The sequence below is a fragment of the Micromonospora sp. CA-249363 genome (assembly GCF_050950185.1).
In the GTDB taxonomy this organism is placed as follows: Bacteria; Actinomycetota; Actinomycetes; order Mycobacteriales; family Micromonosporaceae; genus Micromonospora.
On the sequence record NZ_CP192020.1, the window covers coordinates 1,854,813 to 1,870,664 of the forward strand.

Annotated in this window: 14 protein-coding genes; 6 read left to right on the plus strand and 8 right to left on the minus strand. The window is 71.8% G+C overall.

Features of this window, described 5'->3' with window-relative positions:
• The first annotated feature begins 87 nt into the window (after window positions 1-87).
• The 5 genes from ACQPZK_RS08570 (at window position 88) to ACQPZK_RS08590 (ending at window position 5,634) form a co-directional block, all read left to right on the plus strand.
• Entirely contained in the window at window positions 88-1,092 is a 1,005-nt protein-coding gene (locus tag ACQPZK_RS08570) for a diacylglycerol/lipid kinase family protein (protein WP_433537758.1), read from the plus strand.
• Entirely contained in the window at window positions 1,085-2,086 is a 1,002-nt protein-coding gene (locus ACQPZK_RS08575; protein ID WP_433537759.1) for a YihY/virulence factor BrkB family protein, read from the plus strand. Before ACQPZK_RS08570 ends, ACQPZK_RS08575 begins: the two co-directional genes overlap by 8 nt.
• Before the next feature lie 70 nt (window positions 2,087-2,156).
• On the plus strand, window positions 2,157-3,647 hold the full coding sequence (locus ACQPZK_RS08580; protein WP_433537760.1) for a phosphatase PAP2 family protein: 1,491 nt from the start codon (window positions 2,157-2,159) through the stop codon (window positions 3,645-3,647).
• An 8-nt stretch (window positions 3,648-3,655) separates the two neighbouring features.
• Window positions 3,656-4,456 (plus strand): endonuclease/exonuclease/phosphatase family protein, encoded by an 801-nt coding sequence (locus ACQPZK_RS08585; protein ID WP_433537761.1) that lies wholly within the window; start codon window positions 3,656-3,658, stop codon window positions 4,454-4,456.
• A gap of 839 nt (window positions 4,457-5,295) precedes the next feature.
• On the plus strand, window positions 5,296-5,634 hold the full coding sequence (locus ACQPZK_RS08590; RefSeq protein ID WP_433537762.1) for a hypothetical protein: 339 nt from the start codon (window positions 5,296-5,298) through the stop codon (window positions 5,632-5,634).
• Between the two features lie 131 nt (window positions 5,635-5,765).
• Here the strand turns inward: ACQPZK_RS08590 and ACQPZK_RS08595 are convergent, their stop codons facing one another.
• Both ACQPZK_RS08595 and ACQPZK_RS08600 read right to left on the minus strand, forming a co-directional pair.
• Complete coding sequence (locus ACQPZK_RS08595; RefSeq protein WP_433537763.1) at window positions 5,766-6,605, minus strand: alpha/beta fold hydrolase; 840 nt, start codon at window positions 6,603-6,605, stop codon at window positions 5,766-5,768.
• The gene (locus tag ACQPZK_RS08600) at window positions 6,602-7,564 is read right to left on the minus strand and encodes a TIGR03557 family F420-dependent LLM class oxidoreductase (protein ID WP_433537764.1); all 963 of its coding nucleotides are present in this window, start codon (window positions 7,562-7,564) and stop codon (window positions 6,602-6,604) included. Before ACQPZK_RS08600 ends, ACQPZK_RS08595 begins: the two co-directional genes overlap by 4 nt.
• Window positions 7,565-7,939: 375 nt before the next feature.
• On the opposite strand from ACQPZK_RS08600, the gene ACQPZK_RS08605 reads away from it, so the two are divergent.
• The gene (locus ACQPZK_RS08605) at window positions 7,940-9,346 is read left to right on the plus strand and encodes a cellulase family glycosylhydrolase (RefSeq protein ID WP_433537765.1); all 1,407 of its coding nucleotides are present in this window, start codon (window positions 7,940-7,942) and stop codon (window positions 9,344-9,346) included.
• A 95-nt stretch (window positions 9,347-9,441) separates the two neighbouring features.
• Here the strand turns inward: ACQPZK_RS08605 and ACQPZK_RS08610 are convergent, their stop codons facing one another.
• The 6 genes from ACQPZK_RS08610 to ACQPZK_RS08635 all read right to left on the minus strand — a co-directional run bounded on the left by ACQPZK_RS08610 (window position 9,442) and on the right by ACQPZK_RS08635 (window position 15,851).
• Window positions 9,442-9,765: a DMT family transporter gene (locus ACQPZK_RS08610; protein WP_433537766.1), complete on the minus strand. Its 324-nt coding sequence runs from the start codon at window positions 9,763-9,765 to the stop codon at window positions 9,442-9,444.
• A 326-nt stretch (window positions 9,766-10,091) separates the two neighbouring features.
• Window positions 10,092-11,324, minus strand: coding sequence for an RNA polymerase sigma factor (locus ACQPZK_RS08615; RefSeq protein WP_433537767.1), 1,233 nt, complete (start codon window positions 11,322-11,324; stop codon window positions 10,092-10,094).
• Window positions 11,325-11,387: 63 nt separating this feature from the next.
• Entirely contained in the window at window positions 11,388-11,789 is a 402-nt protein-coding gene (locus tag ACQPZK_RS08620) for a YciI family protein (RefSeq protein ID WP_433537768.1), read from the minus strand.
• 95 nt (window positions 11,790-11,884) lie between these two features.
• The gene (locus tag ACQPZK_RS08625) at window positions 11,885-14,020 is read right to left on the minus strand and encodes an alpha-galactosidase (RefSeq protein ID WP_433537769.1); all 2,136 of its coding nucleotides are present in this window, start codon (window positions 14,018-14,020) and stop codon (window positions 11,885-11,887) included.
• Window positions 14,017-14,898: a carbohydrate ABC transporter permease gene (locus ACQPZK_RS08630; protein WP_433537770.1), complete on the minus strand. Its 882-nt coding sequence runs from the start codon at window positions 14,896-14,898 to the stop codon at window positions 14,017-14,019. Before ACQPZK_RS08630 ends, ACQPZK_RS08625 begins: the two co-directional genes overlap by 4 nt.
• Window positions 14,895-15,851, minus strand: a complete 957-nt coding sequence (locus ACQPZK_RS08635) for a carbohydrate ABC transporter permease (RefSeq protein ID WP_433537771.1) — start codon at window positions 15,849-15,851, stop codon at window positions 14,895-14,897. Before ACQPZK_RS08635 ends, ACQPZK_RS08630 begins: the two co-directional genes overlap by 4 nt.
• Window position 15,852 lies beyond the last annotated feature (1 nt).

Consider the following 15,852-nt stretch of genomic DNA (forward strand, 5'->3'; position numbering starts at 1 on the left):
CCCAGGCGTTGAAACCTGTCTGTGGCACTTCCGACGCCGGCGGTCCGCCGGGTCGCTGACAGCGGCCCGGTGCTGCACACTGACGCCGTGGATGCTGGACAGGACAGGCGCCCCTCAGGTGGCGACGGCGGGCTGCGCTCCGCCGTGGTGGTCAACCCGGCGAAGGTCGCCGACCTCGACGAGCTGCGCCGCACCGTGAACGACGCGCTGGCCGCCGCCGGGTGGCCGGAGCCGCGGTGGTTCGAGACGACCGTCGACGATCCCGGCCGGGGCCAGACGGAACAGGCCGTCAAGGACGGCGTCGACCTGGTCTTCGCCTGCGGCGGCGACGGCACCGTGATGTCCTGCGTCAGTGGGCTCGTCGGCACCGACGTGGCCCTCGCCGTCCTGCCGCAGGGCACCGGCAACCTGCTCGCCGCCAACCTCGGCCTCTCCACCGACCTTCCGGCGGGGCTCCAGGTCGCCGTCGAACGCGGTCGGCGACTGCTCGACGTCGGCGCGGTGGAGGACCAGTACTTCACCGTGATGGCCGGCATGGGTTTCGACGCCCAGATGCTCGACGCCACCAACGAGACCACCAAGGCCCGCATCGGCTGGCCGGCGTACGTGATGGGTGCCGTGAAGCACCTGCGGGACCGGCCGATGCGGGTGCAGATCCGCATCGACGACCGGCCTCCGGTGCGCCGCCGGGCCCGCTCGGTGCTGATCGCCAACGTCGGCCGGCTCCAGGGCGGCGTGACCCTGCTGACCGAGGCCGAGCCGGACGACGGCTGGCTCGACGTCGCCGTACTCACCCCGCGCAACCTGCGACACTGGCTCGCGCTCGGCTGGGCCGTGGTCCGCCGCAGCGGTCAGGTGCCGCAGATGGAGGTGTTCCGCGGCCGGACGGTGGTGGTCAGCAGCAACCGCGCGCAGCCGCGCGAGCTCGACGGTGACCTCATCGCCCCCGGACGGCAGCTCCGCGCCGAGATCCGGCCGCAGGCGCTGTGGCTCTGCGTTCCGCAGCCCGAGGACGCCCCCGACCTGTCCGTCGACGCACAGGGCGCCGGGGAGCGGGGCGAGCAGCTGATCGAGGAAGCGCGTCGTGAGTAGCACCCGCATCGTGCCGGAGACCCGGCTGATGGCCGACGAGGAGCTGTCGGCCGACGACGCGTGGCACACACTGCGCCGCAAGGGCGGCTGGCACCTGCTGCGGGACGCGTTCATCCGGTTCCGCTACGGCGACGGGTTCAGCCACTCCCGCGCGTTCGCGTTGCAGCTCTGCCTGGCCGTGGTGCCGTTCCTCATCGCGCTCACCGGTCTGATCAGTGAGCTGGGCGTCGAGGAGGGCGGCCGGGTCGTCGCCGACACCGTGCTGGCGCTCACCCCCGGCCAGAGCGCCGAGGTCGTCGGTGAACTGCTCGGCGAAGGCGACCGCGTCGAGGACGCGGGGGAGCTGGCGCTCACCCTGGGTCTGCTCACCGGCCTGGTCGCGCTGACCACCACGATGGCTCAGATCGAGCGGGGCGCCAACCGCATCTACGGCGTCGAGCGGGACCGCCCGGCTCTGTGGAAGTACCTACGGGCGGCCGTCCTGGCGGTCACCGCCGGCCTGCCCGCGCTGGCCGGCTTCCTGATCCTCGTGGGCGGCGGTGCGATGGGCGACTCGGTCCGCGAGCACTACGAGTGGGGCGAGGCCGCCAACATCATCTGGAACGTGATCCGGTTTCCGTTGAGCCTCGGCCTGACCGTGCTCGCCGTGGCGGTGCTGTTCCGGCACGCGCCGCGCCGCAACCAGCCCGGCCTGTCGTGGCTGTTCTTCGGCGCCGGCATCGCCACGGCCCTGTGGTGGCTGGCCAGCCTGCTGCTCGCCGCGTACGTCAAGTTCAGTGAGGGCTTCGGGCAGACCTACGGCGCGCTGACCGGCATGATGGCGCTGCTGCTCTGGGCCAACCTGACCGGCATGGCGCTCTTCGGCGGGCTGGCCTTCGCCGCCCAGTTGGAGGCGCTGCGGATCGGCGTGCAGGAGCCGGCGCAGCCCGACCTGTGGGAACCCGAGGCCGACCGCGCCGAGTTGTTCGACACCGGGGACATGACCGCGCTCTGAGCGCGTCCGGGTGTACGCCGGACGCGGATCGGGTACCTCGCCTCGCCAGGTACGACAAGGGAGGTGCGGGGTGACCGCGGTCAAAGAGGTGGCTCGGCGTCCGATCGGTCACTTCGCCGAACGGAGCATCGCCGGTCTGGTCGCCATCATCGGCGCGGGCGCGGCGTTCGGGCTGTTGCTGTTGCTCGTCCGCTTTCGGTGGAGCCCGCTGCAGGACGCCGACCACGCGCTCGCCGAGTGGTTCAACTCGCTCGTCGCCCCCCACCACCCGCTGGTCACCGTGCTCCAGGCGGTGACCGACCTCGGTGGTCGACCGATCCTCATCTGGCTGGTCGCGATCCCGGCGATCGGCCTGCTGATCCGGCGGCAGCCCCGGCTGGCGGTCTACCTGATCGTCACGGGGGTCGGCGGGTTGATCCTCGACCCCTCGCTCAAGGCGCTCGTCGGTCGGCTCCGCCCGGTGGTGGACGTGCCGGTCGCCAGCGCCCCCGGCAACAGCTTCCCGAGCGGGCATGCGCTCGGTTCGATCGTCGCGTACGGGGCGCTGCTGCTGGTGTTCCTGCCGGCGATGGCGCCTCGCTGGCGCAGGCCCGCGATCGTCGGCGTCGGCGTGCTGGTGGCGCTGATCGGGCTGACCCGGATCGCGCTGGGCGTGCACTTCGTCTCCGACGTGCTGGGCGCCTGGCTGCTCGGGGCCGCCTGGCTGGGCGTCACCGCGTACGCCTTCCGGCTGTGGCGGCGCGAGCGCGGCAAGCCGGTCCCGCCGCTGACCGAGGGCCTGGAGCCGGAGGCGGGGCACGACATCGCCATCGCCCCGGCCGAGGAGCGTGTGCTGGCGCACCCCCGCTCGGCGGTGGCCGAGCTGCTGGTCGGCTGGGTGCTCGTGTTCGGCGCGCTGTACGGCTTCGGCACGTTCGTCAGCTATTACGCCAAGGGCACCTTCTTCGCCACCCTGGACACCGAGGTCCCCCGCTGGTTCGCCGACCGGCACACCGACGTGCTGACCGACGTGAGCTGGTGGTGGAGCAAGTTCGGGGACACCCACGCCATCCTGCTCATCTCGCTGGTGTTCTGCCCGCTGGTGCTGGCGGTGTGGCGGCGGTGGCGGCCCGTGCTGTTCGTGGTGCTGGCGATGGTCGGTGAGCTGACCCTCTTCCTCGCGTCGGCGCACGTGGTCGACCGGCCGCGGCCCCCGGTGGAGAACCTGGACGGGCAGATGCCCACCTCCTCGTTCCCGTCCGGGCACATCGCGGCCACGATCTGCATCTGGCTGGCGATCACGCTGATCGTGTTCCCGCGTACCGACCGCTGGTGGCGGTGGATCTTCGTGGCGCTGGCCGTGATCATGCCCGCCGGGGTCGCGACCTCCCGGATGTACCGAGGGATGCACCACCCGACCGACTTCATGGGCGCGATCCTGCTCTCGGCGCTCTGGATCGGCCTGCTCTACCTCGTGATCCGCCCCAACGCCGACCTGGCGGAGGGCAACCAGCCGGCCATCGAGTCGGAGGACGTGGACACCCTCGACGACGAGCTGGCGCGCGCCGGACGAGCCGACTGAGCGCCACGATGCTGCGGGTGATGACCTGGAACATCCGTACCGGCGGCCGGGACCCGGGCGGTTCCGACCGGCTGGACCGGGTGGTCCAGGTCGTCAACCGGCAGACGCCGGACGTGCTGGTGTTGCAGGAGTTGCGCGGCTTCGACCGGGGCGGGCTGATGGCCACGGTCGCGGACCGGGTCGGGATGACGCCCCACCTGGCCCGGTCCTGCTTCGGGCAGCCGGTGGCGGTGCTGGTCCGGCCGCCGCACCGGGTCCTCGCCGCGGGGGCGCTGCGCCGGCCGTTCCACCACGCCGCCGCCCGTGTCGTCGTGGCCACGCCCGCCGGGCCGCTCACCGTGCTCGGCACCCACCTCTGGCCGTACTCCGGTGGACGCCGGCGGATGGAGGTCGACTGGCTCGTCGCCGCCCTGCGCCGCGCCCCCGGGCCGCTGACCCTGCTCGCGGGTGATCTCAACTCGCTCGACCCGACGGTCGACCACACCGCTCGTCTGGACGGCCTGCCCGACCTTTACAAGCGACGGCACCTGCGCCGGCGCGGCGGCGCCGTGGACACCCGCGCGATCGCCCGACTGCTCGACGCCGACCTGGTCGACCTGTGGCCGTCCGCCAACGCCGGCGCCCCGGAGGCCGCCGGCCTCACCGTCCCCACCCGGTTCGGGGGCGCGGAGTTCGCCGGTATGCGGCTGGACTACCTGCTGGGCAGCCGTGCCCTGGCCGAGCGGGTGCGCGGCTGCCAGGTGATCCGTGACGCGACGACGGACACCGCCTCCGACCACTACCCGCTCCTGGCCACCATCGACCTGTGACGGCACGGGCCCGGGCGGATGGCGTCGCCGGGCTACCGTGCCCACCGTGACCGACCGCCCCGCCCTCCGTTCACCGCTGCCCGCGCCGCCGACAGACCGCCCGGATGCGCCGACGGCGACGCTCGCGGACCGAGCGCCGTCGACCATCCGCACGACCGAGCCGGCCACCGACGCGCTTCCGCTCGTCGCGGCCGTCGCGCGCGGTGTGGCGCTGGTCTTCGTTCTGCCGGTACGCCTGCTCTGGGAGTTGATCGCGGCTGCCGGCCGGCTGCTGCGCCGGTACCTGCTCACTCCGGTCGGACGGTTCCTGCGCGACTGGCTGGTGGCCCCGCTGGTCTGGGCCCTGGACCGGCTCCTGTGGCGTCCGCTGCTCTGGTGTGCCGACCATCTGCTGTGGCGTCCCCTGCGCTGGATGGCCCGCAACCTCGTGTGGGTGCCGCTGGTGTGGCTGGGGCGCGGTCTGGCCTGGGCGGCTCGCACGCTCGTCTGGCTGCCACTGGTGTGGCTCGGGCGCGGTCTCGCGTGGGCAGCGCGGACTCTCGTCTGGCTGCCGTTGGTGTGGCTGGCGCGGGGTGTCGCGTGGGTGGCTCGCACGCTCGTCTGGCTGCCGTTGGTGTGGTTGGCCCGCAACGGGCTGCGCCCGCCCCTCGTGGCCCTGGGACGCGTGCTGGTCTGGCTCGCCGAGCACCTGGTCCGACGGCCGCTGCGCTGGCTGGGCGCGGCGCTCGCCCCCGCCGGACGGCTGCTGTGGCGCGGCGTGACGCTGCTCGCCGGGGCGGTGGGCGTCGCGTTCGTCGCGCTGGCGCGGGGAGTCCAATGGGTCGTGGTCGGTGTGGCGCGTGGAGCCTGGTGGCTCGTCGTCGGGTTCGGCCGGCTGGTCGTCGCCGCGCTGGTGGGGGGCGTGGCGGACCGCCGGCTGGCTGCTGCGGTGGGTCTACCGACTGCTGCTGCGCCCGATCGGGCTCGGGCTGCGCTGGCTGTGGCGGCACACCGTACGTCCGGTGCTGTCGGCCATCCGCTGGGTCTGGTCGGTGACGGTCGTGCCGACGGCGCGCGGCCTGCGTGCGGTCTGGCGGGCCACCGTCACGCCGGCGGCCCGGTGGACCCGCCGCGCGGTGCTCGACCCGGCACGGGTGGCGTCTCGCGAGGTGCTGAGCGCACTGGGTCTGCGCCGCTGACGACCCCTCACAGCACCAGGTTGAGCAGCACGGTCAGCACCACCGAGGCCAGGATCGAAAAGAGGATCATCAGAAGGCAGCCGAGTCCACCACCGAGCGGACGGATCTCCGTGTTTCCGAAGCGCATGAGTTCACCTCTCCGTGAGTGCGGGCTGCGGGCTGAGCAGATGGCGGATCGCGTCCGCGACCGGCGTCGGCGCGGTGGTCACCACGTTGTGCGCGGCACCCGGTACGACGGTCAGGTCGGCGTGCGGCACGAGCCGGGTCGCCTGGTCGCGCCACCGCGCCGGTACCACCGGGTCGTCTCCTCCGGTCACCACGAGGGTCGGCGCGGTGATCCGTACGAGGTCGGTCTCGATCGCGTTGCGCACCGAGTGCGACAGCGTCGCGAAGACCCGCCAGGGCCGGGCGTCCCAGATGTCCCGAACCAGGATGGGCGCCTGCAACGGGGCCTCGCGCAGCGTGTCCACCAGCCACCGGCCGAACAGGGCTCGTCGGGACCGGGCCGCCGGGTCACTGGTCGGTCCGGCGAGCACCAGCGCGCGTACGGCGTCCGGATGGTTCGCGGCGACCGCGGCGGCGACCTCCGCGCCGAACGAGTGGCCCACGAGGCAGACCGGTGGCAGCCGGTACGCGGCCAGCCAGGCGGCCAGGTGGTCGGCGTGCCGGGCGACGTCGTACGCGCCCCGCGGGTGGTCGCTCAGGCCGAAGCCGGGCAGGTCCGGCGCGTACACCGGGTGGGTGTCGGCGAGCGCGACGGCCAGCGGGGTGAGGTAGCGGTGCGAGACGGCGAGGCCGTGCACCAGCACCACGGGGGTGGCCCCGACGTCCGGGTCGGCGCTTCGCCGGGTGTGGGTGCGCAGTCCGTCGACGAGCCGCCAGTCGCTGGTGAGACCGGCGGCCGGCCGGGGAGCGGCCAGGGCGAGCCGCAGCTCGGCCAACCCGAACCGGCCGGTCGCCGTCAACCTCACAGTTGACGCAGCCGGGGCAGTAGCTGGTCCTGCGCCCAGTCCAGGAACATCGGTTGGGTCTCCCCGCCGACCTGGATGATCGCCACGTGCGTGAAACCGGCGTCGACGAACTTGCGGAACGCGTCGACGTGCGCCTCCACGTCCGGGCCGCAGGAGATGCCCTCGGCGACGTCCTCCTCCCGGACGAACTGGGTGGCGGCGGCGAAGGACTCCGGCCCCGGCAGGTCGGCGTTGACCTTCCAGCCCAGTCCGAACCAGCGGAACTGGTCGTGCACGATCTTGCGGCATTCGGCCTCGTCGGGGCCGTAGCAGATCGCCACCTGCCCGTAGCGCGGCTGGCCGGCGCCGCCCGCGTCGTCGTACATCTCGATGATGTGCCGGTCGGGTTCGGTGGAGACGAGACCGTTGCCGTACTCGGCGGCCAGCGTGGCCGACTGCCGGCCGGAGGCGGCGATCGCCATCGGGACGGGCCGTTCGGGCCGGTCCCAGACGTAGGCGTCGGGTACGTCGAAGTGGTTCCCGGAGAAGGTCAACGTCTCGCCGTTGAGCAGCGGACGGATGATCTGCAACGCCTCCTCGAACATCTCGTGGCGCTGCTGCACGTGCGGCCAGCCGCCGACGACGTGTTCGTTGAGGTTCTCCCCGGCGCCCAGGCCGAGAGTGAACCGGCCGTCCGAGAGCGCCCCGATAGTGCTGGCCTTCTGGGCGACCACGGCCGGGTGGTAGCGGCGGATCGGGCAGGTCACGAAGGACATCAGCTCCGCGCGGGAGGTGGCGTGCGCGACCGCGCCGAGCACCGACCAGGCGTACGGCGAGTGGCCCTGGGAGTCCAACCACGGGTAGTAGTGGTCGGACATGACCAGTTGGTCGAAGCCGGCCGCCTCGGCCCGTACCGCGTGGTCCACCAGTTGCTTCGGACCGGCCTGCTCGCACATCAGGGTGTAGCCGACGCTCACCATCCCGGTATCTCCTTCTCGCCGACGGTTCGTCCCGGGATACCCAGGTCAGCAACGGTCAACCCTCCCGTCCGGTTCGCTCAGCCGATGCTTGACGGATGCTGCGGACCCGCCTACGGTCCTCTTAACCGGTTAAGACCCTCGGTGTGGCGCACATCCTGTGGTGGGGATGACCGCCCCGTGACGGCCCGCGTTCGCGTGGGCCGTCACGGCTGCCCGCCCCTTCGAGCGTCCTACTGAACCGGTTGCGAGGGCTGATCCATCGCCCTAGGCTGATGCGCGCCGCCGGGAGCCGGGCGGCGGCTGTCGGGCTGCAGCCGCCTTCCCCTGTCGCACCCCACCCCTGCCGGGCATCGGGGGTCCTCCCTGAGGAAGGCCATGAAGACTCGACTCTCCGCCGTCGGCGCCGCCCTGCTCGCGTTGCTGCTCGCCATGCTGGCGTTCGGTCAACCCGCGCACGCCGCCGCCGGCTTCTCCATCGCGGGCGGCAAGCTGTACGACGCCAACGGCGCCGAATTCGTCATGCGCGGCGTCAACCACGCGCACACCTGGTACCCGCAGCAGACGAGCTCGTTCGCCAACGTCAAGGCCCTCGGCGCGAACACCGTGCGGGTGGTGCTCGCCAGTGGCGACCGCTGGACCCGGAACACCAACGCCGACGTCGCCAACGTCATCTCGCTGTGCAGGGCCAACCGGCTGATCTGCGTGCTGGAGGTCCACGACACCACCGGCTACGGCGAGCAGAGCGGCGCCATCACCCTGGACCGTGCCGTCGACTACTGGCTCAGCCTCAAGGACGTGCTGGTCGGCCAGGAGCGGTACGTCATCGTGAACATCGGCAACGAGCCGTACGGCAACCAGAACTACGGTTCGTGGGCCACCGACAGCGCCAACGCGATCAAGCGGCTGCGGGCCGGCGGCCTGACGCACACCATCATGGTGGACGCGCCGAACTGGGGTCAGGACTGGTCGTTCACGATGCGCGACAACGCCGCCTCGGTCTTCGCCGCCGACCCGGCCCGCAACACGCTCTTCTCCATCCACATGTACGGCGTCTTCGACACCGCTGCCGAGATCACCGACTACCTGGGCCGGTTCCGTACGGCGGGGCTGCCCATCGTGGTCGGTGAGTTCGGCTTCAACCACAGCGACGGCGACCCGGACGAGGACACCATCCTCGCGTACAGCCAGGCCAACGGGATCGGCTGGCTCGGCTGGTCGTGGAGCGGCAACGGTGGTGGGGTCGAATATCTCGACATGGCCACCGCCTTCAACCCGGCCAGCCTGACCACCTGGGGGCAGCGGGTCTTCAACGGCGTCAACGGCATCCGGCAGACCGCCCGTGAAGCCACCGTCTTCGGCGGCACCCCGCCGCCCACGACACCACCCCCCACCACGCCCCCGCCGACGACACCGCCTCCCACCACGCCGCCTCCCACCACGCCGCCGCCGACCACGCCGCCGCCGACCACGCCGCCTCCGGCGGGCGGTTGTACGGCCACCTACACCATCACCAACCAGTGGCAGGGCGGCTTCCAGGGTGAGGTGCGGGTGACGGCCGGCTCGAACGCGATCACCGGCTGGACCACCCGGTGGACCCTCGCCAACGGCCAGAGCGTCACGCAGTCCTGGAACGCGACGGTGACCAGCAGCGGCGGCACGGTGACCGCGCGGAACGTGGACTACAACGGCCGGCTGGCCGCCGGTGCCAGCGCCAGCTTCGGCTTCCTCGGAGCGTGGACCGGAACCAACCCGACGCCGCAGGTGAGCTGCACCGCCAGCTGAGCGACGTGTGGTGACAACGCAAGGTGGCCGGGCCCGGTACGGGCCCGGCCACCTGGTCCGTCGTGAGCCCGAGCGCGGTCAGTGCGGCTCGCCGGTCAGTGCTGCTCGCCGGCCAGGTTCACGATGACCACGCCGACGATGATCAGGGCGATCCCGGTGAGCTTCACCAGCCCGACCGACTCGCCCAGGAACACCGCGCCGATCGCCACGATGGCCGCGGTGCCCAGGCCCGACCAGAGGGCGTACGCGACACCGACCGGTATCTCCTTGACCGCCTGGGCGAGGAGGAGGAACGCCAACGCGTACCCGGCGAGGCAGCCCAGCGTGGGCCAGAGGCGGCTGAAGCCGGCGGTGCTCTTGATCAGACTGGTCGCCACCACCTCGGCGAGGATCGCGATCCCCAACAGCACGTACGCCATACGGCCCCTCAGCCTTCGGTTCGCGGTCCTCTTTGGCCGGCCGCGGCCGGCCGTGATCAAAGCATCGATGCCCAGGCTAATGCCGTCGGCGGTACGGGCGGACGCCTCGCCTTACCGCGCGTGGCGTCTCCGCCCGGCGCATGTCATGCGAGTCCTTTGGAGCTGATGCCGTAAACGAATCGGATGGCCGCCGGGCGGGGGACCGGCCCAGTCGGTCGCGGTCAGCGGTTCCGGCCCGATCAGCGGGTGAATCGTTTACGACATCAGCTCCAAAGGCAGCGAGCAGACCCCTACGCCCGTCGGGCGGAGCCCGGTCCGACCGAGCACTACGGCGAGGCGAGTCGAGGCGAGCTGGGCCCTGGTTCGCCCCGGGCCTCGGCGGCGAGCCGGGCGGCGCGCATGGTGAGGTAGCGCTGTTCGGGGAGGCTGTTCGTGCGGGCAGCGGCGTACCGGTAGTCCGCGATGGCCCGCTCCCGGTCGCCGGCCATCTCGTACAGGTGCGCGCGGGCGGCGGGCAGTCGGTGGTGTTCCGCCAGCCGGGGATCGTCGATCAGCGCGTCAAGGGCCCGGAGGCCGGCGGCCGGCCCGTGCACCATGGCGGTCGCGACGGCCCGGTTGAGCGCCACCACCGGGGTTCCGGCCATCCGATCCAGCACGTCGTACAGCGCCAGGATCTGGGGCCAGTCGGTCGCGTCGGTGCTGGCTGCCTCGTCGTGCAGCGCGGCGATGGCGGCCTGCACCTGGTACGGGCCGACCGGGCCGCGCGGCAGCGCCGCCGTGACCAGGGCGACGCCTTCGGCGATGGCCGCCGCGTCCCAGCGGCTGCGATCCTGCTCGGCCAGCGAGATCAGCTCTCCGGACGGCCCGGTCCGTGCCGGGCTGCGCGCCTCGGTGAGCAGCAGCAACGCGAGCAGCCCGGCGGTCTCGCTGTCGTCGGGCAGGCGCACGTGCAGCGCCCGGGTCAGCCGGATCGCCTCGGCCGCGAGGTCGACACGGCGCAGGTCCGGGCCGGCGGTGCTGGTGTGCCCCTCGGTGAAGATCAGATAGAGCACCTGTCGGACGGCGGCCAGCCGATCGGCCCGTTCCGTCTCCTCGGGCATCCGGAACGGCAGCCCGGACGAGCGGATCCGCTGCTTGGCCCGGCTGATCCGCTGGGCCATGGTCGCCTCGGGCACCAGGAACGCGCGGGCTATCTCGGCGGTGCTGAGGCCGCCGACCGCGCGCAGGGTCAGCGCGACCGCCGACGTGGGGGCGAGCGCCGGATGGCAGCAGAGGAAGAGCAGGACCAGGGTGTCGTCCCGCTCGGCGGTCAACTCCTCGTCGGGGGTCGGCGCGTACCGGCGGTCGTCCGGGTCCTGACGGCTGACCAGGTCCTCGCGGCGACGCCGGGCCTGCTCGCCGCGGATCAGCTCGATCATCCGGCGGTAGCCGACCTGGATCAGCCAGCCGCGGGGGTTGGTCGGCAGCCCGTCGGTCGGCCACTGCGTGGCGGCGGCGAGCAGTGCCTCCTGTACGGCGTCCTCGGCGGTGGCGAAGTCACCGAACCGGCGGGTGAGCACGCCGAGGACCTGCGGCGCCAGTTCGCGCAGCAGGTCCTCGACGCGGGGATCGGTGGTCAGCGCTCACAGCTCCTGCGACGGTGCGGACATCACCGGGTGCACCTCGATCGGCATGTTCAGGGGTCGGCCACCAGGGCCGGGCGCGGTGGAGATGTGCGCGGCCAACTCCACCGCCCGCTGCGGGCTGTCGAGGTCCACAACCCAGTACCCGGCGAGGAACTCCTTCGTCTCGGCGAACGGGCCCTCGGTGACGACCGGCGCGCCGCCCTCGCCGGCGCGCACGATCCGCGCCTGCTGCGGGCCGCCGAGGCCCTGCGCGTCGACCCACTCGCCATCGGCAGCCAGCTTCTCGTTGACCTCACGCATGAACGCCACGTGCGCCCGGACCTCGTCCTGCGTCCAGGTGTCGATGCCCGGGAAGTCGGTCCCGCTGGCGCTGAACTGCATCAACAGCATGTACTTCATCGTCCTGCTCCTCACACCTGCGCACCGTCCTCGGTGCTCTCACCCTGAGGTAGAAGCCGACGACACCGTTCTCGACACCCCGGACACAGAAATTTCTAGCCGACCTCGTCGACCTCCAGCACCAGGCTCTGCTCGGGGTGCAGCGCGGGCAGCTGCACGCCCACCCGGGCCAGCGCCGCGCCGCTGAGCGTGACGCCACTCGTGAGCCAGGGCGGCCCGGACAGGTCGATCGTCGCCGGAGGCGGCACATCCGCGACCGGCCGTACCCGGTAACGCCGCGCCGGGTCGAGACCGGGCAGCCGTACCGCGCCCGGGGTCTGCGCCACCGAGGTGGCGAGCCGGGCCACCGCGTACACCGCTCGGGTCTTGTCGTGATCGACCACGCCGTGCGCCCAGACGGCCGGATCCGGGTGGTCGACCCGGACCACCCGCCCGGCGTGCAGCAGCGGACGCAGCCGCTTGTGCAGCGCCACCCAGGCGGTCAACTCGGCCTGTTCGGCGCCGCTGATCGAGGTGACGTCCCACTCGATGCCGTGGTGACCGAACAGCGCCGTGGCCGCCCGGAAACCCAGGTCGTGTACGCGGTGCGTGGTGTGCGACCGCTGCGGACCGATGTGCGTGCCGACGAGCTCCGGTGGCAGCAGCAGTCCGGTCCAGCGCTGGATGCCGAGGCGTTCCAGTGCGTCGTTGCAGTCGCTGGCCCAGACCCGGTCGGTGCGGGCCAGGATGGCCAGGTCCACGCGGGCGCCGCCGGACGAACAACTCTCGATCTCCACGCCGGGGTGGCGTCGACGCAGCTCGTCGAGGAGGCGGTAGACCGCGAGGGTCTGGCCGTGCACCCCGGGCCGGCCGTGGTGCCCCGCCTCGGTGAGGTCCCGGTTGTGGTCCCACTTGAGGTAGCTGATCCCGGGATGCTCGGTGAGCAGCGCGTCGAGGCGTTCCAGCACGTAGTCGTACGCCTCGGGGCGGCCCAGGTCGAGCGTCTGCTGACTGCGCCACGCCGGCGGGAGCCGCCCCGGCACGGTCAGCAGCCAGTCGGCGTGCGCGCGGAACAGGTCCGAGTCGGGGTTGACCATCTCCGGCTCCACCCAGAGACCGAACTGAAGGCCGTGGCCGGTCACGTGGTCGATGAGGGGTCGCAGGCCGTCGGGCCACACGCCCTCGTCGACGTACCAGTCGCCCAGCCCGGCCGTGTCGTCCCGTCGGCCGCGGAACCAGCCGTCGTCGAGCACGAACCGTTCCACGCCGATCTGCGCGGCGCGGTCGGCGAGGGCCCGCAGCCGGTCCAGGTCGTGGTCGAAGTAGACCGCCTCCCAGACGTTGAGGGTCACCGGGCGCGGGGAGCGCGGGTGTCCGGGCCGCGCCCGCACGTGCGAATGGAGTACGTCGCTGAGTCCGTCCAGCCCCTCGTCGGACCAGACGGCGTAGAGCAGCGGAGTCTCGTACACCTCGCCGGGGGCGAGCCGGATCTCCCCGGGAGCCAGCAGTTCTCCGCCACCGAGGGTGGACTCGCCGGTGGGTCGGCGTTCGGCGACGGTGACGTGGTCGCCGCTCCAGGCGGTGTGCACCGCCCAGATCTCGCCGTGGCCGAACCCGAACCCGGCGGTGCCGGCCACCAACAGCAGTGTCGCGTCGTGCCCGGTGCGACCGTGCCGCCCCTCGCGGACCCACGCGCCGTGCTGCCACGGGTGCCGCTGCGGCGAGCGTTCGCGGCACCAGCGGCCGGTCAGGTCGAGCAGTTCGGTGGCGACCGCCGGCACCGGCAGCACCGGGGTCAGCTCCCGCACCTCGTACGCGCTCTCGCCGTCGTTGCGGAGCCGGTGCCGGATGGTCACCAGGCCGTACGGGTCGAGGGTGATCTCGATGGTCAGGGACAGCCCGGCGGCCTGGTCCGACGCCCGTACGGTGACGAGCGCCGCCGCGTCGGTGGAGTCGTCGACGTCGAGTCCGTCGAGCCGGAACGCGGTGGACCAGTCCCGCCCGTCGCGGTGCCCGGCCAGCCCCGGTCGGCCGCTCCAACCGGCGCTCGCCTCCGGCAGCAGCGACAGCACGGGAGGCTCGTCGAAGCTGCTCGGCACCACCGGTGGCAGGGTGGCGTCCACGAGGTGGCGCCGGCCGTCGTCGTCCAGGTCGCCGACGTCGCCACCCCAGTGCGCCACGCGGGGCAGCCCTGGGCCGCGCGCGTCGAGCACCAGGCTGATCCGCGCGCGGCGCAGGTGCAGGATCGTCATCCTTTGGAGGCTCCCAAGGTCAGGCCCCGGACGAAGTGCCGCTGGAGCATAAAGAAGATCACCAGGGTGGGGATCGCGACGAGCACGCTGCCCGCCGAGACCAGGTTGTTGTCGGTGAAGAACTCGCCGCGCAGGTTGTTCAGCGAGCTGGTCACCGGGAACTTGTCGCCGGTACGCATGAGGACGGTGGCCCAGAAGAACTCGTTGTAGATCCAGGTCACCTCGAGGGTGGCCAGCGCGGCCAGGGCCGGCCGGCACAGCGGCATGGTGATCTGCCAGTACTGCCGCCAAACGCTCGCGCCGTCGACCATCGCCGCCTCGTACAGGTCGTGGGGGAGCGCCTTCATGTAATTGCTCAGCACGAAGACGCAGAACCCGCACTGGAAGGCCACGTTGATCAGGATCAGGCCCCAGTAGCTGTCGTAGAGCAGCTCCGAGTCGCTCATGAACTCCGGCAGCGGCACCTCGGTGAACAGCCGGAACAGCGGGATGAGCAGCGCCTGCTGCGGCAGCAGGTTGGCGGCGGTGAAGATCCCGAGCAGGACGAGGTTGATCTTCCAGCTGAACCGGGCAATGACGAACGCCACGCACGAGGCGAGGAAGAGCGTCAGCAGCACCGCCGGCAGCGTGATGTAGACCGAGTTCAGGAAGTGCTTGCCGAACTCCGCGGTACGCCAGGCGGTCACGTAGTTGTCGATGGTCCAGCCGCCGAACGAGACGTACCCGTTGGTCGCGGTGTACTCGTACGAGCGGAACGACGTCAGGACGGCCCAGCCGATGGGGAAGAGCCAGGCCAGCGAGACGACGATGAGGAAGCCGTGCAGCAGCGCCCGCAGCGGGGTCAGCCTGCGCTGGCGGATCGGGGTGTCGACGGTCATCGCCGGTTCTCCCTCATCACGGTCGCCAGGTAGATGGTGATGAAGACCAGCGAGACGACCAGCATGATCGTCGCCAGCGCCGAGCCGAAGCCGATCCGGCTCGCCTCGCCCACCACGTTCTGGGTGACCAGCGCGGAGATCAGCTCCAGACCGTTGCGTCCCTTGTTGACGACCCAGACCAGGTCGAACGCGCGCAGCGACTCGATCACCGTCACCACCAGCACGATGATGTTGATCGGCCGTAGCACCGGGAACACCACGCGGAAGAACGTCCGGCTCTCCGACGCGCCGTCGACCGCGGCCGCCTCCCGCAGCGACGGGTCGACGCCCTTCAGGCCGGCCAGGTAGAGCAGCATGATGTAGCCGACGTGTCGCCAACCGGAGGCGACCATGACGGCCCAGATGTTGACGTTCGAGTCGCCGTACCAGTCGACGTTGCTGCCGAGGACGGCGTTGATCAGACCCTGGTCGCGCGAGTAGAGCAGCTGCCAGACGAAGCCGATCAGCGCCAACGAGAGCACCACCGGCAGGTACAGCGCCGTCTGGTAGAAGCGGCTGCCGCGCAGCTCCTTGTCGAGCAGTACGGCGAGGAACATGCCGAACGGCGTGGCGACCACGAAGAGCGCGGCCAGCCAGAGCAGGTTGTGCTGGATCGCCGGCACGAACGGCGGGTAGATGTTCACCACGTCGCTGTAGTTGCGCGCGCCCACGAAGTCGATCTCGTTGAGGGGACCGATGCCGTCCCAGTCGGTGCCGGAAAGCACCACGGTCGCCAGCGCGGGCAGCCAGACGAACGCGGTGACGATCAGCAGCGGGACGAGCACCATCAGCGTGATGACCACGCGGTCGGTGGTGGACAGGAGCCGTAGCCGTCGGCGACGGCCACCCGTGGAGGTGGTCGTCGCCGGCGGCGGCACGGCGCGATCCGCTTGGATCAGGGGCAGGTCGGACACG